This window comes from Streptomyces sp. NPDC002779, assembly GCF_042888685.1.
Classification (GTDB): Bacteria; Actinomycetota; Actinomycetes; order Streptomycetales; family Streptomycetaceae; genus Streptomyces.
On sequence record NZ_JBIAQC010000007.1, the window covers coordinates 355,391 to 380,103 of the forward strand.

22 protein-coding genes are annotated in these 24,713 nt (G+C 71.1%); 16 read left to right on the forward strand and 6 right to left on the reverse strand.

All coding sequences use genetic code 11. The features are described 5' to 3' along the window. Positions 1 to 101: 101 nt before the first annotated feature. The 6 genes from ACFYW5_RS22090 to ACFYW5_RS22115 all read right to left on the reverse strand — a co-directional run bounded on the left by ACFYW5_RS22090 (position 102) and on the right by ACFYW5_RS22115 (position 6,204). On the reverse strand, positions 102 to 1,091 hold the full coding sequence (locus ACFYW5_RS22090; protein ID WP_389418744.1) for a zinc-dependent alcohol dehydrogenase family protein: 990 nt from the start codon (positions 1,089 to 1,091) through the stop codon (positions 102 to 104). Further along, a complete protein-coding gene (locus tag ACFYW5_RS22095; protein WP_389418745.1) occupies positions 1,088 to 1,912 on the reverse strand; it encodes a carbohydrate ABC transporter permease in 825 nt (274 codons plus the stop codon). Before ACFYW5_RS22095 ends, ACFYW5_RS22090 begins: the two co-directional genes overlap by 4 nt. Next, complete coding sequence (locus ACFYW5_RS22100; RefSeq protein WP_389418746.1) at positions 1,909 to 2,847, reverse strand: carbohydrate ABC transporter permease; 939 nt, start codon at positions 2,845 to 2,847, stop codon at positions 1,909 to 1,911. Before ACFYW5_RS22100 ends, ACFYW5_RS22095 begins: the two co-directional genes overlap by 4 nt. Further along, a complete protein-coding gene (locus tag ACFYW5_RS22105) occupies positions 2,844 to 4,211 on the reverse strand; it encodes an ABC transporter substrate-binding protein (protein WP_389418747.1) in 1,368 nt (455 codons plus the stop codon). Before ACFYW5_RS22105 ends, ACFYW5_RS22100 begins: the two co-directional genes overlap by 4 nt. Positions 4,212 to 4,300: 89 nt before the next feature. After that, positions 4,301 to 5,068, reverse strand: a complete 768-nt coding sequence (locus ACFYW5_RS22110) for a DeoR/GlpR family DNA-binding transcription regulator (RefSeq protein ID WP_389418748.1) — start codon at positions 5,066 to 5,068, stop codon at positions 4,301 to 4,303. Positions 5,069 to 5,394: 326 nt separating this feature from the next. Beyond that, on the reverse strand, positions 5,395 to 6,204 hold the full coding sequence (locus ACFYW5_RS22115; protein WP_389418749.1) for an NAD-dependent epimerase/dehydratase family protein: 810 nt from the start codon (positions 6,202 to 6,204) through the stop codon (positions 5,395 to 5,397). 184 nt (positions 6,205 to 6,388) lie between these two features. Between ACFYW5_RS22115 and ACFYW5_RS22120 the strand changes: the two genes are divergently transcribed. From ACFYW5_RS22120 to ACFYW5_RS22195, 16 genes are all read left to right on the forward strand, one after another. Beyond that, positions 6,389 to 7,339, forward strand: coding sequence for a 5-dehydro-4-deoxyglucarate dehydratase (locus ACFYW5_RS22120; protein WP_389418750.1), 951 nt, complete (start codon positions 6,389 to 6,391; stop codon positions 7,337 to 7,339). Next, on the forward strand, positions 7,336 to 8,493 hold the full coding sequence (locus tag ACFYW5_RS22125; protein ID WP_389418751.1) for a hypothetical protein: 1,158 nt from the start codon (positions 7,336 to 7,338) through the stop codon (positions 8,491 to 8,493). The genes ACFYW5_RS22120 and ACFYW5_RS22125 overlap by 4 nt, the downstream gene beginning before the upstream one ends. Before the next feature lie 455 nt (positions 8,494 to 8,948). Then, positions 8,949 to 9,536, forward strand: a complete 588-nt coding sequence (locus ACFYW5_RS22130) for a TIGR03086 family metal-binding protein (RefSeq protein ID WP_389418752.1) — start codon at positions 8,949 to 8,951, stop codon at positions 9,534 to 9,536. A 416-nt stretch (positions 9,537 to 9,952) separates the two neighbouring features. After that, positions 9,953 to 10,609: a GntR family transcriptional regulator gene (locus tag ACFYW5_RS22135; protein ID WP_389418753.1), complete on the forward strand. Its 657-nt coding sequence runs from the start codon at positions 9,953 to 9,955 to the stop codon at positions 10,607 to 10,609. After that, positions 10,606 to 11,517 carry a dihydrodipicolinate synthase family protein gene (locus ACFYW5_RS22140; RefSeq protein WP_389418754.1) on the forward strand — a complete coding sequence of 304 codons (912 nt, stop codon included), beginning with the start codon at positions 10,606 to 10,608 and terminating at the stop codon, positions 11,515 to 11,517. Before ACFYW5_RS22135 ends, ACFYW5_RS22140 begins: the two co-directional genes overlap by 4 nt. Then, positions 11,514 to 13,235 (forward strand): L-arabinonate dehydratase, encoded by a 1,722-nt coding sequence (gene araD / locus ACFYW5_RS22145; protein ID WP_389418755.1) that lies wholly within the window; start codon positions 11,514 to 11,516, stop codon positions 13,233 to 13,235. Before ACFYW5_RS22140 ends, araD begins: the two co-directional genes overlap by 4 nt. Positions 13,236 to 13,317: 82 nt before the next feature. Continuing rightward, on the forward strand, positions 13,318 to 14,253 hold the full coding sequence (locus ACFYW5_RS22150) for a carbohydrate ABC transporter permease (protein WP_389418756.1): 936 nt from the start codon (positions 13,318 to 13,320) through the stop codon (positions 14,251 to 14,253). Beyond that, a complete protein-coding gene (locus ACFYW5_RS22155) occupies positions 14,250 to 15,143 on the forward strand; it encodes a carbohydrate ABC transporter permease (protein WP_389418757.1) in 894 nt (297 codons plus the stop codon). Before ACFYW5_RS22150 ends, ACFYW5_RS22155 begins: the two co-directional genes overlap by 4 nt. Then, positions 15,140 to 16,423, forward strand: coding sequence for a polysaccharide lyase family 1 protein (locus ACFYW5_RS22160; RefSeq protein WP_389418758.1), 1,284 nt, complete (start codon positions 15,140 to 15,142; stop codon positions 16,421 to 16,423). Before ACFYW5_RS22155 ends, ACFYW5_RS22160 begins: the two co-directional genes overlap by 4 nt. Further along, positions 16,420 to 17,577, forward strand: coding sequence for a Gfo/Idh/MocA family protein (locus tag ACFYW5_RS22165; RefSeq protein WP_389418759.1), 1,158 nt, complete (start codon positions 16,420 to 16,422; stop codon positions 17,575 to 17,577). The genes ACFYW5_RS22160 and ACFYW5_RS22165 overlap by 4 nt, the downstream gene beginning before the upstream one ends. Further along, entirely contained in the window at positions 17,577 to 18,422 is an 846-nt protein-coding gene (locus tag ACFYW5_RS22170) for a PmoA family protein (protein WP_389418874.1), read from the forward strand. The genes ACFYW5_RS22165 and ACFYW5_RS22170 overlap by 1 nt, the downstream gene beginning before the upstream one ends. Further along, complete coding sequence (locus tag ACFYW5_RS22175) at positions 18,419 to 19,921, forward strand: family 43 glycosylhydrolase (protein WP_389418760.1); 1,503 nt, start codon at positions 18,419 to 18,421, stop codon at positions 19,919 to 19,921. The genes ACFYW5_RS22170 and ACFYW5_RS22175 overlap by 4 nt, the downstream gene beginning before the upstream one ends. Before the next feature lie 33 nt (positions 19,922 to 19,954). Continuing rightward, positions 19,955 to 21,016 (forward strand): polysaccharide lyase family 1 protein, encoded by a 1,062-nt coding sequence (locus ACFYW5_RS22180; RefSeq protein WP_389418761.1) that lies wholly within the window; start codon positions 19,955 to 19,957, stop codon positions 21,014 to 21,016. A 70-nt stretch (positions 21,017 to 21,086) separates the two neighbouring features. After that, entirely contained in the window at positions 21,087 to 22,430 is a 1,344-nt protein-coding gene (locus ACFYW5_RS22185; protein ID WP_389418762.1) for an ABC transporter substrate-binding protein, read from the forward strand. Positions 22,431 to 22,537: 107 nt separating this feature from the next. Next, complete coding sequence (locus ACFYW5_RS22190) at positions 22,538 to 23,326, forward strand: rhamnogalacturonan acetylesterase (protein WP_389418763.1); 789 nt, start codon at positions 22,538 to 22,540, stop codon at positions 23,324 to 23,326. 34 nt (positions 23,327 to 23,360) lie between these two features. Beyond that, entirely contained in the window at positions 23,361 to 24,677 is a 1,317-nt protein-coding gene (locus tag ACFYW5_RS22195) for a polysaccharide lyase family 1 protein (protein ID WP_389418764.1), read from the forward strand. Positions 24,678 to 24,713 lie beyond the last annotated feature (36 nt).

Genomic DNA, 24,713 nt, shown 5'->3' on the forward strand with positions numbered 1-24,713 from the left:
TTCCCTTACCGGGGGACCGTTCGGGTCACGCGCGGTTGCGGGGATGGCTACGTCCGGCCCGCCCCGGCGGCACCGGGGTTCTTCGCCCCCGCCGCGTTCCGCTAGGGGACCACCACGATCTTGCGGCCCACCCCCGCCGCGAACTGGTCCAGTGCCTGCGGGTACCGGGCCAGGGGGATGCGGTCACTGATGAAGACGTCGGGGTCCAGGACGCCGCCCGCGAAGAGTTCCGCCGCTCGTTCGAAGCTGTGCAGGACGGCCATGGAGCCGGTGATGGTGATCTCCTGGTTGTAGATGCGGTACGGGTCGATCGACACGCGCGTGCCGTAGTCCGCCACCCCGAACTGCAGGAACGTGCCGGCCTTCGCCACCCTCTCCAGGCCGTCCTGGATCGCCGCCGCGTTGCCCGTCGCGTCGACCACCAGGTCCCAGCCCTGCGGCCGGTCCAGCTCGTCCGCGCTCCCCGCCGACGCCGACACCCCCAGCCGCCGGGCCGTCTCCAGGCGCGCCGGGTTCACGTCCACCACGTCGACGCTCGCCGCCCCCGTCCGCTTCGCCAGTTCCAGCATCATCAGGCCCATGGTTCCCGAGCCGTAGATCAGGACGTGCGCCCCGAGGCGGGACTGCAGGACGTCGTAGCCGCGGACGGCGCACGACAGCGGCTCCACCAGCGCCGCGTCCTGGGTACGGACGTGGTCGGGCAGCCGTACGCAGTTCGCGACCGGGGCCAGCGCGTACTGCGCGGCGCCTCCCGGCGTCGTCACGCCGATCGCGGCCCAGCGTGCGCAGAGGTTGTTGTGGCCGGTACGGCAGTAGCGGCACTCGTGGCAGTACAGGGACGGGTCCACCGCCACCCGGTCGCCCTCCGACAGTTCGGTGACCTGGGTGCCCACGCCGACCACCGTGCCCGCGAACTCGTGCCCGGGCACGATCGGCAGTTCCGGCGCGAACTCGCCCTGGAGGATGTGCAGGTCCGTTCCGCACAGGCCGCACGCGGCGACCTCCACGACGACGTCGCGCGGGCCCGGCGTCGGATCCGGGACCTCGGCGACCACGGCCCGGCCCCTGGACTCGATGACGGCGGCCTTCATTTCACGGCTCCCAACGACAGGCCCTGGACCAGTTTGTCCTGGGCGGCGAACCCCGCGGCGAGCACCGGCAGGGAGATGACGAGCGACGCGGCGCACACCTTCGCCAGGAACAGGCCCTGGCTGGTGATGAAGCCGGTCAGGAAGACGGGGGCGGTCTCGGCCACCACGCCGGTCAGCACCCGGGCGAAGAGCAGTTCGTTCCAGCTGAAGATGAAGCAGATCAGGGCGGTGGCGGCGATGCCGGGGAGGGCGATCGGGGCGACCACGCGGGCCAGGATCGTGGGCAGCTTCGCGCCGTCCACCCGGGCCGCCTCGATGATCGCCACCGGTACCTCGGACAGGAACGACTGCATCATCCAGACCGCGATCGGCAGGTTCATCGAGGTGTAGAGGACGACCAGCAGCCAGATGTTGTCGAGCAGGCCGGTGTTCTTCGCGAACAGGTAGATGGGCAGCAGGCCCGCCACGACCGGCAGCATCTTCGTGGACAGGAAGAAGAACAGGACGTCCGTCCACTTCTTCACCGGGCGGATGGACAGGGCGTAGGCCGCCGGGAGCGCCAGCAGCAGCACCAGCAGCGTCGAACCCAGCGAGGCCACGGTCGAGTTGATCAGCGACGGCCAGGGGCTCGCCCCGCCGTCGGTGCCGAAGAACTCCCGGTAGCCGTCCAGGGTGAGCGCCGCCCCGAACGACGGCGGGTTCGTCGCCGCGTCCTCCTCCGAGTGGAAGGACGTCAGGGCCATCCAGGCGATGGGCAGGAAGAACAGGATGCCGAGGAACCAGGCCAGCAGGCCGAGGCCGTTTCTGCGTACGGCGTTCATGCGCGGGACACCTCCTCGCGGAACAGGGACGAGACGACCCGCAGCGCGAAGGTCGCGATGATGATCGAGCCGATGACGACCAGGACGCCGGCCGCCGAGGCGAGGCCGTTCTCATGGGCCTGGTAGAAGCTCTGGTAGACGGTGTAGGGGAGGTTCGCCGTGCCCAGGCCGCCCGAGGTGAGCGTGAACACCGCGTCGAAGTTCTGGACGATGTAGATCGAGCCCAGCAGGGCCCCGAGTTCGAGGTAGCGGCGCAGGTGCGGGAGCGTGAGATGGCGGAAGATCTGCCAGTCGCTCGCGCCGTCCACCCGGGCCGCCTCGATCTGCTGCTGGTCGCGGCTCTGGAGCCCCGCCAGCAGGATCAGCATCATGAACGGCGTCCACTGCCAGACCAGGGCGGCTTCCACGGCGAGCAGCGGAGTGGTGGAGATCCAGTCCGGCTGCGGGCCGCCCACGTAGTGCAACAGGCCGTTGAACAGGCCGTACTCGGGGTTGTAGAGAACGTGCTTCCACAGCAGCGCCGCTGCCACGGGGACCACCAGGAACGGGGCGATCAGCAGGGTGCGGACCACGCCCCGGCCCTTGAACCTCCGGTCCAGCAGCAGGGCGAGGGCCAGGCCCAGAACCAGGCTCGCCAGCACCACCGCCACCGTGAGCAGGATCGTCGTCCACACCGAGCGGCGCAGGTCGGCATCGGTGAGGACGTCCGCGTAGTTCGCGAGGCCGGTGAAGCTGCGGGCGTCGGGGTACAGCGAGTTCCAGTCGAAGAACGAGATCACCAGCGTGGCCACGAACGGCAGCTGGGTCACCGCGATCATGAAGATCAGGGCGGGCAGGAGCGGGGCGCGGGTCGCCCACGCGCGCAGCCGGTCCGAGGGGGGTTTCCCGGTGCGGACGGCGGGTGTCGCGGTCGGGGCTGTGGTGGTGGCGGTCATCGTCCCTCGTACTCCTCGGAGATCTTCTCGGCGAGGTCCTGTGCCTTCTTCAGGGCCGACTCGACGGACTGGCGTCCGGCGATGGCCGCGCTGATCTCCTGGGAGACCTTGGTGCCGAGGTCGGTGAACTCGGGGATGCCGACGAACTGGATGCCGGGTGCCGGGCGCGGCTGCACTCCCGGGTCGCCCGGGCGGGCGCCCTCGATGGCCTCCTTCGTCATCTCCTGGAAGGCGGCGGCCTCTTCGCGGTACGCCGGGTTCTGGTACGTGGAGGCGCGCTTGCCCGCCGGGACGCTGGACCAGCCGATCTCGTCGCCGACCAGTTGCTCGTACTCCTTGCTCGACGCCCAGGAGACGAACCGCCAGGCCTTGTCGGGGTTGCGGGAGGCATCCTGGATGCCCCAGGCCCAGGTGTAGAGCCAGCCGGAGGAGTCGGTCCGCTCGACCGGCGCGGGCGCGTAGCCGACCTTGCTCTTGACCGGGGAGCCGGCGGACTCCAGGGAACCGGCCGCGGAGGTGGCGTCGTACCACATGGCGACCTTGCCCTGGGTCATGTTGTTCAGGCACTCGGCGAAGCCGGACTGGGCCGCGCCGGACTGGCCGTGCTCCCGGACGAGGCCGACATAGAACTTCGTCGCCTCCGCCCACTCCGGGGAGTCGAGCCGGGCGTGCCAGTCCTGGTCGAACCAGGTGCCGCCGAAGGTGTTCACGACCGTGGTGAGGGGTGCCATGACCTCGCCCCAGCCGGGCAGACCGCGCAGGCAGATGCCCTTCATGCCCGGCTCGGCGCCGTCCAGCCGGGCGGCGAGGTCGGCCACCTGGCGCCAGGTGGGGCGGGCGGGCATCGTCAGGCCCTGCTCGTCGAAGACGTCCTTGCGGTACATCAGGAAGGACGACTCGCCGTAGAAGGGCTGGCCGTAGAGCTTGCCGTCGTCGCCGGTCAGGGACTGGCGCATCGGCTTGAGGATGTCCTGCTCGTCGTAGGCCGGGTCGTCGGCGACGTAGGAGTCCATCTCCTTCAGCCAGTCGTTGCGGGCGTAGATCGGTATCTCGTAGTTGGAGAGGGTGGCGACGTCGTACTGGCCGGCCTGGTTGGCGAAGTCCTGGCTGATCTTGTCGCGGACGTCGTTCTCGGGCAGCACGGTGAAGTTGACCTTGATGCCGGTCTCTTCGGTGAAGTGGGGGGCGAGTTTCTGCAGCTCCACCATCTGCGGGTTGTTGACCATGAGGACGTTGATCGAGTCGCCGCCCGATCCGGCCCCGCCCGCTCCGACCCAGCAGCCGGAGAGCAGCGGGGCGAGCAGCGTCCCTACGGCGGCCGTGGCGAGCGCGGCTCGCGGCCTCCGTCGGCTCTGGGTTCGCATGGATCGCTCCTGGACCTCGGAAAATGACATAGGGGGATATAAGGGGCGTCGATGGGGCTACGACCCCCCTGGGGACGTCAGTTTGAAAATCAGACCCTGATGACCTGCGGGCCCAGCAGTGAGTAGCGGTGCGCCTCCGCCGAGGGCAGCAGGGTGCTCGTCACGATCGCCTCCAGGGCGCCGACCTCGGCGAACCGGCAGAAGCTGACCGCGCCGAACTTGGTGTGCACACCCACGAACACGGTCCGCCGGGAGGCCCGTACGGCCTGGGCCTTGACCTCGCTGACCGCCGGGTCGGGAGTGGTCAGACCGTGCTCCCGGGAGATGCCGTTGGCGCCGATGAACGCCAGGTCGATGACGAAGCCGGCCAGCATCTTCGTCGTCCAGTGGTCCACGGTGGCCAGGGTGCCGGCCCGGACCCGGCCGCCGAGCAGCAGCACCGAGACGTTCTCGGCCTCCGCGAGCGCGCCCGCCACCGGCAGGGACGCGGTGACCACGGTCAGCGGCCGGTCCCGGGGGAGTGCCTCGGCGATGAGCTGGGGGGTGAAGCCCTCGTCGACGAAGACGGTCTCGGCGTCCCCGAGCAGGTCCGCCGCGGCGGTCGCGATCCGGCGCTTCTCGGGTACGTGGCTGGTGGCGCGGAAGGCGAGCGTCGTCTCGAAGCCGGCGCTCTCCACGGGGTAGGCGCCGCCGTGGGTGCGGCGGACCAGGCCGTGGTCCTCCAGGGCGCGGAGGTCCCGGCGTACGGTCTCCCTGGCCACGCCCAGGTCGGCGGCGAGGGCGTTGACGTCGACGGAGCCGTTCGCGCGGGCGGCGCGGATGATCTCGCGCTGGCGTTCTTCCGCGGTTCTGGTCATCTTCGTCGCCCGCCTTCTCGCATGTGCTGCCCGTTCGGGCTCATGCAGGAAGTTCTACAGCGGCGGTTCTTCGGTGACCAGGTCTGTTGCGCGCCCATTGCTGCCCGGGTGTGCCCGTTCGGTCTCGGGGCGGCCACGGACTCGGCGGGCGCTCCTGTCACTCGGCCGCGGGTTCGTCGTGGCTGGTCGCGCAGTCCCCCGCGCCCCTGAACCGGTGCTGTCCCGCCGTACGCCGGAAGGCTCGGTCCGTTGTTCTCCCGTGCCCGAATGGGTGGGCGGAGCGGTCCGTTCTGTGCCCGTCCGCCCTTGCCACGCGTCCTTTTCGGTCAGTACGGCCAGATCGGCGGGTCGTTCACGAAGTGGCCGCCCAGGCAGGCGTGGGCCTCGTTCGCGGGGTCCAGGTCGCCGTGTTCCGCGATCAGCTTCTCGGCGTAGGGCTCGGAGTCGTCCTCGGGGGTGTAGCCGAGGGAGCGGGCCGTGGTGAGGTCCCACCACAGGCGGGTGTTGGCGGAGGAGCCGTAGACGACCGTGTGGCCGACCTCCTCGGCGGTCAGGGCCGCGTGGAAGAGGCGGGCGCCGTCGGCGGGGCTCATCCAGACCGACAGCATGCGGACGCTGGTGGGCTCCGGGAAGCAGGAGCCGATGCGCACCGAGACGGTCTCCAGGCCGTACTTGTCCCAGAAGAACTGGGCGAGGTCCTCGCCGAAGGACTTGGACAGGCCGTAGAAGGTGTCCGGGCGGCGCGGGGTGTCGACCGGGATCAGCGGGTCGTCGCCCTGCGGGCGGGGGGTGAAGCCGACCGCGTGGTTGGAGGAGGCGAAGACGATGCGCCCGACGCCCTCCTCGCGCGCGGCCTCGTAGAGGTGGTAGGTGCCCTCGATGTTCGCCCGGAGGATCTTCTCGAAGGGGGCTTCCAGGGAGATGCCCGCCAGGTGGATGATCGCGTCGACGCCCCGGACGGCCTCGCGCAGCGCCTCCCGGTCGGCGAGGTCCGCCACGATGGCGTCCGGCTCGCCCTCGATCGGGCGCAGGTCGAGCAGGCGCAGCTCATAGCCGTACTCGGGCAGCAGGTCCCGCATCAGGGTGCCGAGGCCGCCGGCGGCGCCGGTGAGCAGAACGGTGCGGGGCGCTGGCATCCTCGGTCTCCTTGAGTGGGCGGCCGGAGCGGAACGGCCGTATGAGTGCACGGTATTCACATTCGTGGACAAGCTATGGATCATCACCCCGCCTCGTCAAGAGTGGCGGAGCAGGTGTTCATAAACATAAACTCCGATCAGAAACCTGCACATCGTCGTGACCGACCCGTTCTAGGGAGAGCCTGTGACGCCAGCCGACCTCGCCGCTCGACTCGGCCTCCCCAGCGGGCCGCTGTTCTTCCCCGTCACCGCCTACGGCCCCCAGGGCGCCGTCGATCCCGACGTCTACCGCGAGCATGTGCGCCGGGGAGTGGAGGCCGGGGCCGCCGCCGTCTTCGCCTGCTGCGGGACCGGGGAGTTCCACGCGCTGACGCCCGAGGAGTACCAGGAGTGCGTACGGGCGGCCGTGGAGGTGACGGCGGGGCGGGTTCCCGTCGTCGCGGGCACCGGATACGGCACCGCGCTCGCCGTGCGGTACGCGCGGCTCGCCGAGGCGGCCGGCGCCGACGGGCTGCTCGCCATGCCGCCGTATCTCGTGCTCGCCGCGCAGGAGGGGCTGCTGCGGCACTATCGGGAGGTCGCCGTGGCCACCGCGCTGCCCGTGATCGTCTACCAGCGCGACAACGCCGTGTTCACCCCGCAGACGGTCGTCGAGCTCGCCCGCACGGACGGGATCATCGGGTTCAAGGACGGACTCGGCGACCTGGACCTCATGCAGCGGACCGTCAGTGCCCTGCGCACCGACGTCCCCGGTGACTTCCTCTGCTTCAACGGACTGCCCACCGCCGAGCTGACCCAGCTCGCGTACCGCTCCCTCGGCGTCACGCTCTACTCGTCGGCCGTGTTCTGCTTCGCCCCCGAGATCGCCCTCACCTTCCATCAGGCGCTGCACCACGGCGACGAGGCCACCGCCCGCCGCCTCCTGGACGGCTTCTACCGGCCGTTCACCGAACTGCGCGCCCAGGGCCGCGGGTACGCCGTCGCGCTCGTCAAGGCGGGCGTCCGGCTGCGCGGCCTCGACGTGGGGGAGGTCCGGCCGCCGCTGCACGAGCCGGGCGAGGATCATGTCAAGCAGCTCGCGCTGCTGATCGAGCGCGGGTACGCGCTGCTCGACGACGAGGAGGACGGCAAGTGAAGGCGTCGGCGTTCGTCTACCCCTGGGACGTCAACGGAGACCCGGAGGCGGCCGGGCGGATCGCCGCCCTCGGCGTCGGACAGGTGACGCTGGCCTCCGCCTACCACTCCACCCGCGCGCTCACCCCCCGCCACCCGCGCCACCGCATCGTCACGGCCGAACACGCCGCCGTGCTCTACCCGGCGGACGCGCGCTGGGACGGCCGGGAACTGCGCCCCTACGCGGCCGGGGACTGGGCGCCCGGGGACGCCTACGGCGAGGCGGCGGCCGCGCTCGCGGAAACCGGCCTGGAGGTGCACACCTGGGTCGTGCTCGCGCACAACTCCCGCCTCGGCGCCGAGCATCCGCACACCTCGGTGGTCAACGCCTATGGTGACCGCTACCCGTGGGCCCCGTGCATCGCACAGCCCGCCACGCGCGCGTACCTGACCGACCTGGCCGCCGAGGCGGCGGTACGGCCCGGCGCGCGCGGCACCGAACTGGAGTCCCTCGGCTGGTACGGCCTCGCCCATCTGCACGCCCACGACAAGACCGGCGGCGTCGGCCTGGGGGAGGCCGGGCAGTACCTGATGTCGCTCTGCTTCTGCCCGGCCTGCCGTCAGGGCTACGGCGACCGGGGCCTGGACGCCGACGAGTTGGCGGCGGCCGTCCGGGCCGCGCTGGAGCCGCTGTGGCGGGGCGTGGCCGCCGACGAGGGGTGGGCGGGCATCGAGAAGCTGCTCGGGGAGGGCCAGGCGGCCGCCACGCGCGCGTGGCGCGACGAGACGGCCCGCACGCTCCAGGAGGCGGCCGTCGCCGCGGTCCGTGCCGCGGCGCCGGCCGGGTTCCAGGTGCTGCTGCACGCCGATCCCGTGTCCTACCACTGCGGGGCGAACGCCGGTGTGGATCCCGCGCACATCCTGTCGGTCGCCGACGGTGTGGTCGTGCCCTGTACCGGCGGCCCCGATCCGCTGACGCCGTTCGCCGAGCAGGGGCGCGGGGTGCTGGCCGCCAACTTCACCGTGGTCTCCGGGATGGGCGGCAGCCCGGGCACCCTCGCCGCGGACGCCGCACGCGCGCGTGCGCTCGGGGCGACGGAACTGCGGCTGTACCACGCGGGTCTGGCGTCCGACGGGGACCTGGAACTGGTGCGGTCGGCGCTCGCGGAGAGCTGACGGGCGTCGGGGCGGCGCTCGACGGGCGTCCGGGTGGCGCTCGCCGGGGGCTGACGGGCGTCCGGGTGGCGGTGGTTCGCGGCGGGGTGGGTGTCCGGGGGCGGTGGTCCCGGCGGGGCGGGAGGTGGTGGTCCGCGACGGGGTGGGGCGTCCGGGTGGCGGCGGTCCCGGCGGTGGTGCGTTCGGGTGGCGGTGGTCCCGGTGGGGTGGGGTGTCCGGGTGGCGGAGGTCCCGGCGGTGGTGCGTTCGGGCGGTGGCGGTCCCGGTGGGGGGAGGTGTCCGGGCGGCAGTGGTTCGCGGAGGGGTGGAGGGTTCGGGCGGAGGTGGTCCCGGCGGGTGAGGGCTCGCGGGCTCCGTCGTCGCGGGAGCTGTTTCCTCGGGTACGGGCGATGAGTTTCCGGGGTCAAGGTGGTCCACCCTTCATGACCGCCGCGCAGACCCCGAGGAGCAGCCCCATGACGGACTCGATCATCGACCTGGGACCCCAGACCCAGATCCTCGCCCGCCTCGCCGAGGGCGTGACCGACGAACAGTTGACGGACCCGACACCGTGCCCGGACCTGAGGGTCCGCAACCTGCTGGGCCATCTGCTGGGCCTGAGCATCGCCTTCCGCGACGCCGGCCGCAAGAAGCTCGGCGCCACGACCGACACCCCGCCCACCGCCTCCCTCCCCGACATCGGCCCCGGCTGGCGCGAGGAGCTCCCGAAGGTCCTGGACGAACTCGCCGGGGCCTGGCGCGACCCGGCCGCGTGGACCGGGATGACCCGGGCGGGCGGCGTCGACCTGCCCGGCGACGTCGCCGGTGCCGTGGCCATCGACGAACTGGTCGTCCACGGCTGGGACCTGGCCCGCGCCACGGGGCAGCCGTACGCCCCCGACCCGGCCGCCCTGGAGGCCGCCCACGACTTCCTCCTCGCCTCGAAGGACGACCCCGGCCGCGGCGAGATCTTCGGCCCGATCGTCTCCGTACCGCAGGACGCCCCACTGCTCGACCGGGCGATGGGCCTGAGCGGGCGGGATCCGCACTGGACGCGGCCGTAACCGAAGGCGGTGAGCGGGGCGGCGATCGAGCCGCCCCGCAGGTCCCTCACGGGTACCACGCGGTTGCAGCGGCACACGGGCCAGCTCGGGCTCCACGCCGCCCGGACAGCGCACCTGCACTCCGAATCGACCCTCCCGGTCTCGGCTTACCCCGACCGGCCCACGCCCTCCCGCCGACGCGCGCTCACGCGGCATCGACCGACATCGCGAAGGTGAACAGGTTCATGTGACTCGTGCGGCCTCGGCCTTCGTCGGCGCACCGCCACGCCAGGCCCGGAGTCACCCACTCCGTCCGAACGCAACTTCGACTTTCTTTGTCGGAAGCATTGACGAAACACAGGGGCGCTCCTACCTTCAACGCGTCGTACTTCGTACGTCATATATGAGACGCGATATGTGAGATCCGAGAGGCGCGCATGACCTCTGTGCCCACGCCGATCCCCTCCCGCACGCAGTACGTGCTGGAGGAGATCAAACGCCGTATCCTCACCGGCCAGTTGACCCCCGGCCAGGCCCTGGTGGAGACCGAGCTGGCCGCGCAGTTCGGGGTCTCCAAGACCCCGGTGCGCGAGGCGCTCAAGACGCTCGCCGGGACCGGGCTCGTCGTGATGAACCAGTACAAGGGCGTCACGGTGCGCATGGTGGACGCGGACATGGCGCGCGAGGTCTACGACGTGCGGCTGCTCCTGGAGCCCGAGGCGCTGAAGCGGGCCGTCCGCCGGGGCGCCTCCCTCGACGCCGCCCGCGACGCCCTGACCCGGGCGGACCAGGCCACCGACACCGCCGAACGCTCCCTGGCCAACCGGGAGTTCCACCGCGCCCTGTACCTGCCCTGCGGCAACCCGTTGCTCGGCCGGATGCTCGACGAGGTCCGTGACCAGGCCGCCCTCGTCTCCGCCGTCGCCTGGGCCGCGTCGCCCTCCTGGGAGCGGGAGGCCGGTGAGCACGAGGAGATCCTGCGGCTCGCCCTCGGCGGCGACGCGGACGGCGCGGCGCGCGCCCTGCACGCCCACATCGCGTCCTTCGTCGAGCGGGCGTTTCCCGGCGCCGCCAACCAGGAAGGTCAGGAATGAGCAGCGAGACGTTCGAGACCCAGCGGGCGGCCCTGGCCGACGTGGTGTCGATCCCGGTGACCCCGTTCGCCGAGGACGGCAGCATCGACCAGGACGTCCACCGGGCCCTGCTGCGTCGACTGCTCGACGGGGGGATCCGGACCCTGACCCCCAACGGCAACACCGGTGAGTTCTACGCCCTCAGCCCCCAGGAACGCCGCCTCGTCACCGAGCTCACCGTCGACGAGGCCGGCGACCGCGCCGTGATCCTCGTCGGCGTCGGCCACGACGTGCCCACCGCGATCGCCTCCGCCCGGCACGCCCGGGAACTGGGCGCCGCCATGGTGATGGTCCACCAGCCCGTCCACCCCTACGTCTCGCAGGACGGCTGGGTCGACTACCACCGGGCCATCGCCGAGGCCGTGCCCGAGCTGGGCGTGGTCCCGTACATCCGCAACGCCCAGCTCACCGGCGCCCGGCTCGCCGAACTCGCCGACTCCTGCCCGAACGTGATCGGCGTCAAGTACGCCGTCCCGGACGCCGCCAGGTTCGCGGCCTTCGCCCGGGACGCGGGGCTCGACCGGTTCGTCTGGGTCGCCGGGCTCGCCGAGCCGTACGCCCCCTCCTACTTCTCGGCGGGCGCCACCGGCTTCACCTCCGGGCTGGTGAACGTCGCCCCGGCCGTGTCGCTGAACATGATCGAGGCGCTGCGGTCCGGTGACTACCCGGCCGCGATGAAGGTCTGGGAGCAGATCCGCCGCTTCGAGGAACTGCGGGCCGCCAGTGGCTCCGCCAACAACGTCACCGTGGTGAAGGAGGCCCTCGCCTCCCTCGGCCTGTGCCGCCGGGACGTCCGCCCGCCGAGCAGGCAGCTGCCCGAGAGCGAGCGCGCCGAGGTCGCGGCCATCGCCGCCGGTTGGTCCATATGAAGGCGCCGGAGGAGCTCAGAAGCCACCAGTGGTACGGCACCGAGGGCCAGTTGCGGACCTGGTCGCACAACGCCCGGATGCGCCAGCTGGGGTACGAGGCGGAGGAGTACCGGGGCCGCCCGGTGATCGCCGTGCTCAACACCTGGTCCGACATCAACCCCTGCCACGTCCATCTGCGTGAGCGCGCCGAGGCGGTCAAGCGGGGCGTGTGGCAGGCCGGGGGCTTCCCGCTCGAGTTCCCGGTCGCCACGCTCTCGGAGACCTACCAGAAGCCCACCCCGATGCTCTACCGCAACCTCCTCGCCATGGAGACGGAGGAGCTGCTGCGGTCGTATCCGATCGACGCGGCGGTGCTGCTCGGCGGCTGCGACAAGTCGACGCCGGCGCTGCTCATGGGCGCGGCCTCGGCCGACGTCCCCGCGCTCTTCGTGCCCGCGGGGCCGATGCTGCCGGGGCACTGGCGGGGGGAGACCCTCGGCTCCGGTACCGACATGTGGAAGTACTGGGACGAGCACCGCGCCGGCAATCTGACCGACTGCGAACTGCGCGAGCTGCAGGGCGGGCTGGCCCGTTCTCCGGGTCACTGCATGACCATGGGGACGGCGTCCACGATGACCGCGGCGGCCGAAGCCCTCGGCATGACGCTGCCGGGCGCCTCCTCGATCCCGGCGGTCGACTCCGCGCACGAGCGGATGGCCGCCGCCTCCGGGCGCCGCGCCGTGCACCTCGCCTGGAGCGGGCTGCTTCCGTCGGCGATCCTGACCCGCGCGGCCTTCGAGGACGCCGTCACCACGGTGCTCGGCCTGGGCGGCTCCACCAACGCGGTCATCCATCTGATCGCGATGGCCGGCCGCTGCCAGGTCCCGCTCACCCTGGACGACTTCGACCGCATCGCGCGTACCGTGCCGGTGCTCGCCAACGTCCGTCCCGGCGGCCGGACGTACCTCATGGAGGACTTCTACTTCGCCGGGGGCCTGCCCGGGTTCCTGTCGCGGATCACCGATCTGCTGCACCTGGACCGGCCGACCGTCAACGGCACCCTCCGGGAGCAGATCGCGGGCGCCGTCGTCCACGACGACGACGTCATCCGCACCCGTGACAACCCGGTCGCGAGCGAGGGCGGGGTCGCCGTGCTGCGCGGCAACCTCTGCCCGGACGGCGCCGTCATCAAGCACATCACCGCCGAGCCGCACCTGCTCAAGCACACCGGCCCCGCCGTCGTCTTCGACGACTACCGGACCATGCAGCGGACCATCAACGACCCGTCGCTGGACATCACCGCCGACAGCGTGCTGGTGCTGCGCAACGCCGGGCCCAAGGGCGGCCCCGGCATGCCCGAGTACGGCATGCTGCCCATCCCGGAGCACCTGCTCAAGCAGGGCGTACGGGACATGGTGCGGATCTCCGACGCCCGGATGAGCGGCACCAGTTACGGCGCCTGCGTCCTGCACGTGGCGCCCGAGTCGTACGTCGGCGGCCCGCTGGCCCTGGTGCGCACCGGGGACTCCATCACCCTGGACGTCGAGGCGCGCACCCTGCAACTCCACGTGGACGACGAGGAGCTGGCCCGCCGCCGGGAGCGGTGGACGGCACCGCCCGCGCGCTACGAGCGCGGCTACGGCGCCCTCTACAACGAACAGATCACCCAGGCAGACACCGGCTGCGACTTCGAGTTCCTGGCCCGTCCGGGCACGGTGCGCGACCCCTACGCCGGCTGAACCACCCCTTCGACCACCGCCCTCTTCGGTCGAGACCCCGAACAGTGATCGGAAAGCGCTTCACCGAGAACGGAGAACAGTCATGGCCCAAGCCGCAGCCGTGGCGAAACCGCCCGCGCCACCGAGGCGGCGCCGTGCCTCCGCCACCCCGCGCAGGCTCCCCTATCTGCTGATCGCCCCGGCCGCCCTGCTCATGCTGGGCTTCATCGCCTACCCGGTGATCAGCGTCTTCTACTACAGCCTGCAGCACTACAACCCCACCAAACCGTGGCGCAACGGCTACGCGGGCTTCGACAACTTCGTCCACGCCTTCACCGAGGACCCGCTGTTCTGGGACACGCTGGTCTTCAGCGCCAAGTGGGTCTTCGTCGAGGTCGGACTCCAGCTGCTGTTCGGACTCGCGCTCGCCCTCATCGTCAACCAGACCTTCGTCGGCCGGGGACTGGGCCGCGCGATGGTCTTCTCCCCCTGGGCCGTCTCCGGAGTGCTGACCTCCGCGATCTGGGTGCTGCTCTACAACTCCCAGACCGGCATCACCCGTTACCTCGCGGACATGGGCATCGGCACCTACGGCACCAGCTGGCTGTCGGACACCTCCACCGTCTTCCCGGCGGCGATCATCGCCGACCTGTGGCGCGGTGTCCCCTTCTTCGCGATCCTCATCCTCGCCGACCTGCAGTCCGTCTCGAAGGACCTGTACGAGGCCGCCGAGGTCGACGGGGCCGGCCGGCTCAAGCAGTTCTGGCACATCACGCTGCCCCATCTGAAGGACGCCATCATCCTGTCCACGCTGCTGCGCGCGGTGTGGGAGTTCAACAACGTCGACCTGCTCTACACCCTCACCGGCGGCGGACCCGCGGGCGAGACCACGACACTCCCGCTCTACATCGCCAACACCAGCGTCGACGCCCACAACTTCGGCTACGCGTCGGCCCTGACCACGGTGGCGTTCGTGATCCTGCTCTTCTGCTCGATGGTCTATCTGCGGCTGAGCAAGTTCGGAGGCGACAGCAAGTGAGCATCAAGGAAGCCATCCCCGTCGTGCCCGCCGCCCGCCGGACCCCGCCGCCGCCCCGCTCCACCAGCAAGCACCGCGCCTGGGACGAGGCCCCGCGCTGGCAGATCTATCTCCCGCTCGGCATCTATCTGCTCTTCACCCTGATCCCCTTCTACTGGATCCTGCTCTTCGCGCTCCGCCCGGCCGGATCCACCTCGCTCGTGCCCTGGCCGGTCACCTTCGACCACTTCGAGAAGGTCTGGAACGAGCGGAGCTTCGGCACCTACTTCCAGAACAGCGTCCTGGTCGGCGTCGCCACCCTGGTGATGACGACCGTCGTCGCCCTGGCCGGCGGTTACGCCCTCGCCCGGTTCGACTTCAAGATCAAGCGGGCGTTCATGCTCGCCCTGCTCTGCTCGCAGTTCGTGCCGGGCGCGCTGCTGCTGGTGCCGCTGTTCGAGATCTTCGCCGAACTCCAGATGATCAACTCGCTGATCAGCGTCATCCTCGCGGAGACCGTCTTCCAGCTGCCGCTGTCGATGATCCTGATCAGCAACTTCATCAAGAACGTGCCGTACTCCCTGGAGGAGGCCGCCTGGGTGGACGGCTGCGGACGGATGCGGGCCTTCCGGGTCGTCGTGCTGCCGCTGCTGCGGCCCGGCCTGATCGCCGTCGGCTCCTTCGCCTTCGTGCACTCCTGGAACCACTTCCTGTTCGCCCTGATGTTCCTCAACAACCAGGACAAGCAGACCATCCCGGTCGGCCTCAACACCCTGATGAGCGCCGACAGCGTCGACCTCGGCGCGCTCGCGGCGGGCGGCATCATCGCGGCCGTACCCGTGGTGCTGGTGTTCGCCTTCATCCAGAAGTGGCTGATCACCGGCTTCAGCGCGGGGGCGGTGAAGGGATGAGACGGCACCGGTTCATCGTCCCGCTCGCCCTGCTGGGCCTGCTGGGCTTCCCCGCGCACGCCGAGGGCCGCGACCTCGGCCGCGACACCCTGCCCGCCGGTGACGGCTGGGCGTCCCACGGCACCGGCACCACCGGAGGCGCCGCCGCCGACGACGCCCAGGTGTTCACGGTGACCGACCGCGCCGGACTCGTCCGTGCCCTCGACGGCGGCAGCGACACCCCGAAGATCATCAAAATCGCGGGGACGATCGACGCCAACACCGACGACGACGGCGAGCACCTGGACTGCGCCGACTACGCCACCGACGGCTACGACCTGAAGCGGTACCTCGCCGCCTACGACCCCCGCACCTGGGGCTCCGCCAAGCCCAGCGGCCCTCAGGAGCAGGCCCGCCAGGCCTCCGCCGCCCGGCAGGCCGAGCGCGTCGAACTGGCCGTCGGCTCCCACACCACGATCGTCGGCCTCGGCGAGAAGGCGGTCCTGAAGGGCGCCAGTCTCCAGATCAAGGACGCCACCAATGTCATCGTCCGCAACCTCGAACTGCGCGACGCCTACGACTGCTTCCCCGTCTGGCAGCCCAACTCCGGCGGCCTCGGCGACTGGAAGGCGGCCTACGACAACCTCTGGCTGCGCGGCGCCACGCACGTCTGGGTCGACCATGTGACGTTCACCGACAAGGGCCGGCCCGACTCCGCCGAGCCCACCCACTTCGGCCGCACCTACCTGCGCCACGACGGCCTGCTCGACATCACAGGCGGCTCCGACCTGGTCACCGTCTCCTGGAGCCGGTTCGCCGGCCACGACAAGGCGATGCTCATCGGCAACGGCGACACCGCCACCGGCGACCGGGGCAAGCTCCGGGTCACCCTGCACCACAACGCGTTCGAGTCCGTCGTCCAGCGGGCACCGCGCGTCCGCTTCGGGCAGGTGCACGTCTACAACAACCGGTACGTCGTCGAGGACGGCCACCGGTACGCGATCGGCGTCGGCACCGAGTCCGCCCTGTACGTCCAGAACAACGCCTTCACCACCCCGGGCCATGTCGAGGTCGCCGACCTGGTCAAGAGCTGGAACGGCAGCGCCCTGCACGACGAGGGCACCCTCTTCAACGGCTTCCCCGTCGACCTGCGCACGACCTACAACGCCTACAACTCCGGCAGCGAGCGCGACCTCACGGCCGACGTCGGCTGGACACCTGCCCTGCACACAAAGATCGACAGCGCCGCGGCGGCCGACCGAGCGGTGGCACGCGGCGCGGGCGCGGGGAGGATCCCATGAGCACCGTGGACATCGTCCTGGCGGGCGCGCGCGGCCACGGCCGCTGGCATCTGGAGAACATCCGCCGGCTCCAGGACAAGGGCGTCGTCCGGCTGGCCGGCATCTGCGAGCTGATCCCGCTGACCGCCCAGGAACTCCCCGAGGGACTCGGCACGCCCGAGCAGTCCGCCGACTTCGGTGCTCTCCTGGACTCCACCGGCGCCCGCGTCGCGGTGATCTGCACCCCGATCCCGACCCACACGGACCTCGCCCTGGAAGCCGCCCGGCGCGGCGTGCACCTCCTGCTGGAGAAGCCGCCCGCTCCGTCCTTCGCCGAGTTCCGGCGCATGGCCGAGGGGGTCGCCGAGGCCGGGGTCGCCTGCCAGATCGGGTTCCAGTCGCTCGGTTCGCAGGCGGTGCCCGCGATCCGGCGGATGATCGCCGAGGGCGCCATCGGCGAGCCGGCCGGCATCGGCGGAGCCGGCGCCTGGGCTCGCGCCGAGTCCTACTTCCGGCGCGCGCCCTGGGCCGGCCAGCGCCGCCTGAACGGCGTCGAGGTGATCGACGGCGTGCTGACCAACCCGCTCGCGCACGCCGTCGCCACCGCCCTGGCGCTCGGCGGCACGACCCGCGCCGAGCACGTCACCGACGTCGAGACCGAACTGCTGCGCGCCAACGACATCGAGGCCGACGACACCTCCTGCGTCCGCGTCGCCACCGCCCAGGGTCACTCGGTCACCGTCGCCGCCACCCTGTGCGCCGAGCACCCCGCCGAGCCGTATGTCGTGGTGCACGGCAGCAGCGGCCGGATCACCTTCTGGTACAAGCAGGACCGGGTGCTGCTCCAGCGCGCGGGCCACGGCCCCGAGGAGTCCGAGTACGGCCGCACCGACCTGCTGGAGAACCTGGTCCGGCATCTCACCGACGGCGAGGACCTGCTGGTCACCCCGGAGGAGACCGGCGCCTTCATGAAGGTCGTCGAGGCGGTCCGGCGGGCCCCCGACCCCGCTCCGCTGCCCGCCGGGTCCTGGCACCTGCTGCCCGACGAACAGCGCCGGGTGGTCCCCGGCATCGACGGCCTGGTCACGGCCGCCGCCGACACCCTCGCCCTCTACTCCGAGCTGGGCGCCCCCTGGGCGCTGCCGCACGGACTCCGCACAGAGGTGAGCACATGATGACGACCCACGACACCCCCGTCCTGCGGGTCGCGGGCCGCCCGGTCGGCCGGTACGTCACCCGGCCCGAACTGCCGGAACGGCTCTCCCCACGCCCGTATCTGCACCCGGTCACCACCCTGGCCGGCACGGCGGTCACCGAGCTGGGCCCCGCCGACCACACCCACCACCTCGGCGTCGGTGTCGCCGTTCCCGACGTCGAGGGGCACAACTTCTGGGGCGGGCGCACCTTCGTCCGCGACCAGGGGCCGACCGAGCTGGACAACCACGGCGCCCAGCGCCACGTGGGCTTCCCGCTGCGCGACCCCGACGGCTTCGTCGAGGAGCTGCGCTGGATGGCCGCCGGCACCGAACTGCTGCGCGAGCGCCGTACCGTCGCGGCCACCGGACTCACCGACTCCGCCTGGGCGCTGGACTTCACCTTCTCCCTCACCAACGCCACCCCGGCCACCCTGACCATCGGCAGCCCGGCCACCAACGGACGCCCCGGCGCGGCCTACGGCGGCTTCTTCTGGCGGGCCCGCAAGGAGGCCTCCGCCCCCGACGTCCTCACCCCCGACGCCGAGGGCGAGGAGCGGGCGCACGGCAGCCGCGCCGACTGGGTCGCCCTCGTCGGCTCCTGCTGGACGCTGGTGTTCGCGGGCGCCACCGAACGGACCCGCCAGGACCCGTGGTTCGTACGGACCGCCGAGTACCCGGGGGTCGGTTCCTCGCTCGCCCACCGGGACCGGCTGCCGGTCACCCCCGGCGACACCGTCGTGCGCCGGATCGTCACCGTGGTCGCCGACGGCCGCCTGGACCGGGAAGCGGCGGCGGCCCTCGTCAAGAAGGCGGTGAGCCAGTGACGACGTACACGAACCCGATCCTCGACGCGGACTGGTCCGACCCGGACGTGCTGCGTGTCGGCGACGACTTCTACCTGACCGCCTCCAGCTTCGGCCGCGTCCCCGGACTGCCGCTGCTGCACTCCCGCGACCTGGTCAACTGGACCCTGGTCGGGCACGCCCTGGACCGCCTGGAACCGGCGGCCGAGTTCCGCACCCCACGGCACGACTGCGGGGTCTGGGCACCCTCCCTGCGCCATCACGCCGACCGCTTCTGGATCTTCTGGGGCGACCCCGACCAGGGCATCTACCAGGTCAACGCCCCCGCGATCCGCGGCCCGTGGAGCCGCCCGCACCTGCTCAAGGCGGGCAAGGGCCTGATCGACCCCTGTCCGCTGTGGGAAGAGGAGACCGGCGAGGCCTATCTGGTGCACGCCTGGGCCAAGTCCCGCTCCGGCGTCAAGAACCGGCTCACCGGCCACCGGATGCACCCCGACGGCACCGAACTCCTCGACGAGGGCAAGGTCATCGTCGACGGCGACCGCATCCCCGGCTGGTTCACCCTGGAGGGCCCCAAGCTCTACCGGCACGACGGCTGGTTCTGGATCCTCGCCCCCGCCGGGGGAGTGGAGACCGGCTGGCAGGGCGCCTTCCGCTCCCGCGGCTTCTTCGGCCCGTACGAGGAGAAGATCGTCCTCGAACAGAAGGACACCGACGTCAACGGCCCCCACCAGGGCGGCTGGGTGCGCACCCGGTCCGGCGAGGACTGGTTCGTCCACTTCCAGCAGCGCGGCGCCTACGGCCGGGTCGTGCACCTCCAGCCGATGCGCTGGGGCCCCGACGGCTGGCCGGTGCTCGGCGCCGACGGCGCCCCCGTCGCCGTGCACCGCAGGCCCGACCTGCCGCCGCAGCCGCCCGCCGCGCCCGCCACCGACGACGACTTCCCCGGCGGCCGGCACGGCCGGCAGTGGCAGTGGACGGCCAATCCCCGCGAGGGCTGGTCCACCCAGCACTCCGCGGACGGGCTCCGGCTCACCTGCGTCCGCTCGGCCGACGCGCACGACCTGCGCAAACTGCCGAACGTCCTCACCCAGCGGCTGCCCGGCAGGCCGGCCACCGTCGAGGTCGGCCTGCGCCTGGACAGCGAGGAGCCGGGGGCGCGGGCCGGGCTCGCGGTCCTCGGGGACGCGTTCGGCTGGATCGGCCTGCAGCGCGGCACCGACGGCAGCGTCCACCTCGTCCACCGCTTCGCCGAGGCCGTCGCCGAACGCGAACGCGACGCGGGCCACCCCCGCCCGGCCCCCGAGGGCCGCGCCCGGCTGCGGATCGAGATCACCTCCGGCGCCCGCTGCCGCTTCCTGTACGACGTCGGGGACGGCTGGACGCCGTCCGGTCCCGTCTTCGCCGCCACGCCCTGGCGCTGGGTCGGCGCCCTGCTCGGCCTGTTCGCCCTCGCGCCCACCGGCCAGGGGCACGCCGGGGCGGCGACCTTCACGCACTTCACGGTCACCGCCTCGTAACCCACCTCCTCCGTACGCCTGTTGGGAGCCGCAATGACGCACCTCCGTGGCAAGCGCTTGCCCGGGGCGGGCAGCACCCTGGCCGCCGTCCTGGGACTGGTCGCCGCCCTCGGGCTGGGGGCGGTCGGCGAGGCGGACGCCGGGTCCGCCCCCGGCGCGGCGGCCGACCGCTTCGCCGACCGCCCGCACGGGTTCGCCTCCCTGGCGGGGGGCACCTCCGGCGGGTCCGGCGGCAAGGTCGTCACGGTCACCGACCAGGCGTCGCTGGCCAGGTACGCGGCGGCGGCCGAGCCGTACGTCATCCGCGTCCGGGGCAAGATCACCGCCGAGCCGTTCGGGGCGGTCATCGAGGTCGCTTCCGACAAGACCATCGTCGGGGCCGGCCGCAGCGGCGAGCTGGTCCAGGGCGAGCTGCACCTCGCTCCCGGCACCCACAACGTGATCATCCGCAATCTGACGATCCGTGACTCGGCGGTCGAGGGCGACTGGGACTGCAAGAACACCGACTTCGACGGCATCCAGATGGACACCGTCCACCACGTCTGGGTCGACCACAACCGCTTCTCGAACATCTGCGACGGACAGCTCGACATCCGCAAGGACAGCGAGTACGTGACCGTCTCCTACAACCGGTTCGAGAACAACAACAAGACCCTCGGCCTCGGTTGGACCACCAACCTCAGGACCCAGATCACCATCGACCACAACTGGTTCGCCCACACCAAGCAGCGCAACCCGTCCGTGGACAATGCCGCCTACGCGCATCTGTACAACAACTACCTGACCGCGCAGGCGGATCCGGGCGACCCGGTGTGGACCTACGGCAACTGGTCCCGCGGCCGGACCCGGATGGTCATCGAGAACAGCTACTACCAGGACGTCCAGCACCCCTACCAGGCCGACGCCACGGCCGAGCTGGTGCAGCGCGGATCGATCCTGAGGAACACCACCGGACGCCATGACACCTGGGGCGCCGCCTTCGAGCCGCGGGAGTTCTACGACTACCGGCTCGACCCGGCCGCCGCCGTGCCCGCGCTGGTGCAGCGCTTCTCGGGGCCGCAGGAGCACATCGGCCGGGCCCGCCCCGCCCACTGACCCCACTCATCGCCCCCACTGACCCCCACCACCGCATGTCCCGCAGGATCCAGAAGAAGAGAGCCGACCAATGAAGATCAGCATCCGTAGAAGCAGGCGCGCCGCCATAGCCGTCGCCCTGGGCTCCGTGCTCGCCCTGACCGCCACCGCCTGCGGCGACGACGGCAGTGGCAGCGGCGGGGACAAGGGTTCCGAGGGCTCCGGCAAGGGCGAGATCGTCTTCTGGGACAACAACGGCGGTGTGCGCACCGACATCTGGAAGGAGATCATCGCCGACTTCGAGAAGGCGAACCCCGACATCGACGTCGAGTACGTCCCGATCGCCGCCACCGAGGTGCAGTCCAAGTACGACACCGCCATCCAGGGCGGCGGACTGCCCGACGTCGGCGGTGTCGGCGCGGCGATGCTCGCCGGGATCGCCGCGCAGGACGCGCTGGAGCCCGTGGAGACCCGGCTCGCCGAGTCCGCCCTGAACGGCAAGCTCAACGAGGACATGGTCGAGTCGGTGAAGGTGGCCGGCGGCTCCGAGGAGCACATGTACTCCATCCCCACCTCCGCCAACAACGGCGTTCTGTACTACCGGACCGACCTGTTCAAGAAGGCCGGCCTGGAGGAGCCGACGAGCTGGGACGCCTTCTACGAGGCCGCCGAGAAGCTCACGGACTCGGGCAAGAACGAGTTCGGGTACACCATCCGCGGTGGCGCGGGGTCGATCGCGCAGGCGCTGGACGTGATGTACGGACAGAGCGGGATCACCTCGTTCTGGGAGGGCGACAAGACCACCGTCAACGACCCGAAGAACGTGGAGGCGCTGGAGAAGTACGCGGGCCTCTACAAGAAGGTCACTCCGGCCGCCGACCTCAACAACGACTTCACCAAGATGGTCGCCCAGTGGGACTCCGGCACCATCGGCATGCTCCACCACAACCTGGGCTCCTACCAGGACCATGTGAAGGCGCTCGGGGTCGACAAGTTCCGCGGCATCCCGCAGCCGGTCGGCTCCACCGGCAAGCGGGTCCAGGTGTCCAACCCGGTGGACGGGCTGGGCCTGTTCAAGAGCTCCAAGAACAAGGACGCGGCCTGGAAGTTCATCGAGTTCGCGGCGTCGCACGAGGCGAACTCGAAGTGGAACGAGTCGGCGGGTGCGATTCCGTCGAACACGGAGGCGGCGAAGGACGCGTGGATCAGTGAGGCGGAGCCCACGAAGCTGGCCGCCGCCTCGTTGAACGACGGGTCCACGACCATCGTTCAGCTTCCCTACTACCTGCCGGACTGGAACACCATTTCCAAGGCCGACAACGAGCCGAACTTCCAGAAGGTGCTGCTCGGGAAGATGAGCGCGAAGGACTTCCTGGACACGATCGCCGAGCAGCTCAATGCGGCTCAGGCCGAGTGGAACGAGCAGAAGTCCTGACAACCCGGGGGTCGTTGAGCGTGGGGGGCTGCCGGTCGGTTGTGGCCGGTCGCGCAGTTCCCCGCGCCCCTGAGGAGTCCCCCTTCCGTTGCCTGTAAGGAGATGGTGTGTCACTTTCCCGTAGGCAGGTCGCCGGTGCTGTCGTCGCCGCCGTGCCTCTCGGCTTCGGTACGGCTCACGCCGGTGAGCGGCGCGGGCGTACCGTCTTCATCGCCGGGGATTCCACCGCCGCCCAGAAATACGCGGACGCCGCGCCCGAGACCGGGTGGGGAATGGCTCTTCCCTTCTTTCTCCACAAAGGGCTCGCTGTCGCCAATCACGCGGTGAACGGGCGCAGTTCGAAGAGTTTCGTCGACGAGGGCCGGCTCGATGTCGTTCTCGGGGCCATCCGGCCCGGGGACCTGCTGGTGATCCAGTTCGCGCACAACGACGAGAAGGCCACGGACCCGGCGCGCTACACCGAGCCCTGGACGACGTACCAGGACTATCTGCGGCTGTACATCGAGGGTGCCCGTTCCCGGGGTGCCCGGCCCGTGCTCGCCACCGCGGTGGAGCGGCGGCGGTTCGACGCTCAGGGCAACGCCCGGCCCAGCCACGGCGACTACCCGGCCGCCATGCGCTCGCTCGCCGAGGAGGAGCGGGTCCCCCTGCTCGACATCCAGGCGCGGTCGCTGGAGTTGTGGCAGTCGCTGGGGGCCGAGGAGACCAAGAAGTACTTCAACTGGACCGCCACCGAGCAGGACAACACCCACTTCAACCCGCCCGGGGCCATCGAGGTGGCGCGGCTCGTGGCGCGGGAGTCGCTGCGGACGCGGGTGTTGCGTCCGCAGGATCTGCGGCGGCTGGACGAGGTGATCCCGCAGTCCTGGATCACCTGGCCGGACGCCGCTGCCTGACCGTACCTCCACGCTCAGAGAAGAGAGCCGCATCATGAACACATACAAGTGGCATGGGCATGCCATGAAGAGGGCCGCCGTGCTGGCCGGCTGTGTCTCGCTCGTCCTCGGGGTCACCGGTGCCGGGACCGCTCAGGCGGGGCCGGCCCGTGACCTCGCGCGGGAGGTGCTCCCCGCCGGGGACGGCTGGGCGTCCGAGGGCGCGGGGACCACCGGCGGGTCGGCCGCCGACGCCGCGCACGTCTACACCGTGACCACCTGGGCGGAGTTCAGGGCCGCCCTCGCGGACGGCGGCACCGCGCCCCGGATCATCAAGGTCAAGGGCATGCTCGACGCCGTCTCCGAGGGCTGCGACGCCCTCGCCGCCGAGGGGTACGACTTTGAGGAGTACCTCGCCGACTACGACCCCGCGGTGTGGGGCAACGACACCCCGGTCAGCGGCGAGCAGGAGGACCTGCGGGCCGCCTCCGCCGCCAACCAGGACAGGATGATCAAGGCGAGCGTGCCGTCCGACACCACCATCGTGGGCGTCGGCCGGAACTCCGGGATCCGGGGCGGCAGCCTGCAGATCCGGGGCGTCGACAATGTGATCGTCCGGAACCTCACCATCGAGGCCCCGCTCGACTGCTTCCCGCAGTGGGACCCGACGGACGACAACAGGACCGGCGCCTGGAACTCCGAGTACGACGGTGTCGTCGTCTACGGCTCCACCCATGTGTGGATCGACCACAACACGCTCACCGACGGGCGCTATCCCGACAGCTCCCTGCCGGAGTACTTCGGCAAGGTCTACCAGCAGCACGACGGCCTGGTGGACGTGGTGCGCGGCGCCAACCACGTGACGGTGTCCTGGAACTCGTTCGAGGACCACGACAAGACCATGCTGATCGGCAACAGTGACGGCGCGGGCTCCACCGACTCCGGCAAGCTCAAGGTCACCCTCCACCACAACCGCTTCGAGGGCATCGTGGAGCGGGCGCCGCGCGTCCGGTTCGGGCAGGTCGACTCGTACAACAACCACTTCGTGGTGACCGCCGGCCAGAAGTTCGGCTATGTCTTCGGCATCGGCGCCTCCTCCCAGCTGTACGCCACCCACAACGCCTTCTCGCTGGCGCCCGGGGTGAGCACCGGCAAGGTGCTGAAGAAGTGGAGCGAGGCCCCTCTCACCGCCGCGCACAACTACGTCAACGGCAAGCTCACCGACCTGATCGCCGTCCACAACGCGGAGATCCCCGGCGAGATCCTCCAGTCCGGGGCGGGATGGACGCCCACGCTGCGCACCAGGGTCGACCACCCCCGGGCGGTCCCGGGCATCGTCGACCACCGCGCGGGTGCCGGCCGCATCTGCTGACCTGCCGCGGGGGCCGGAGCCTGACCCGGCCCCCGT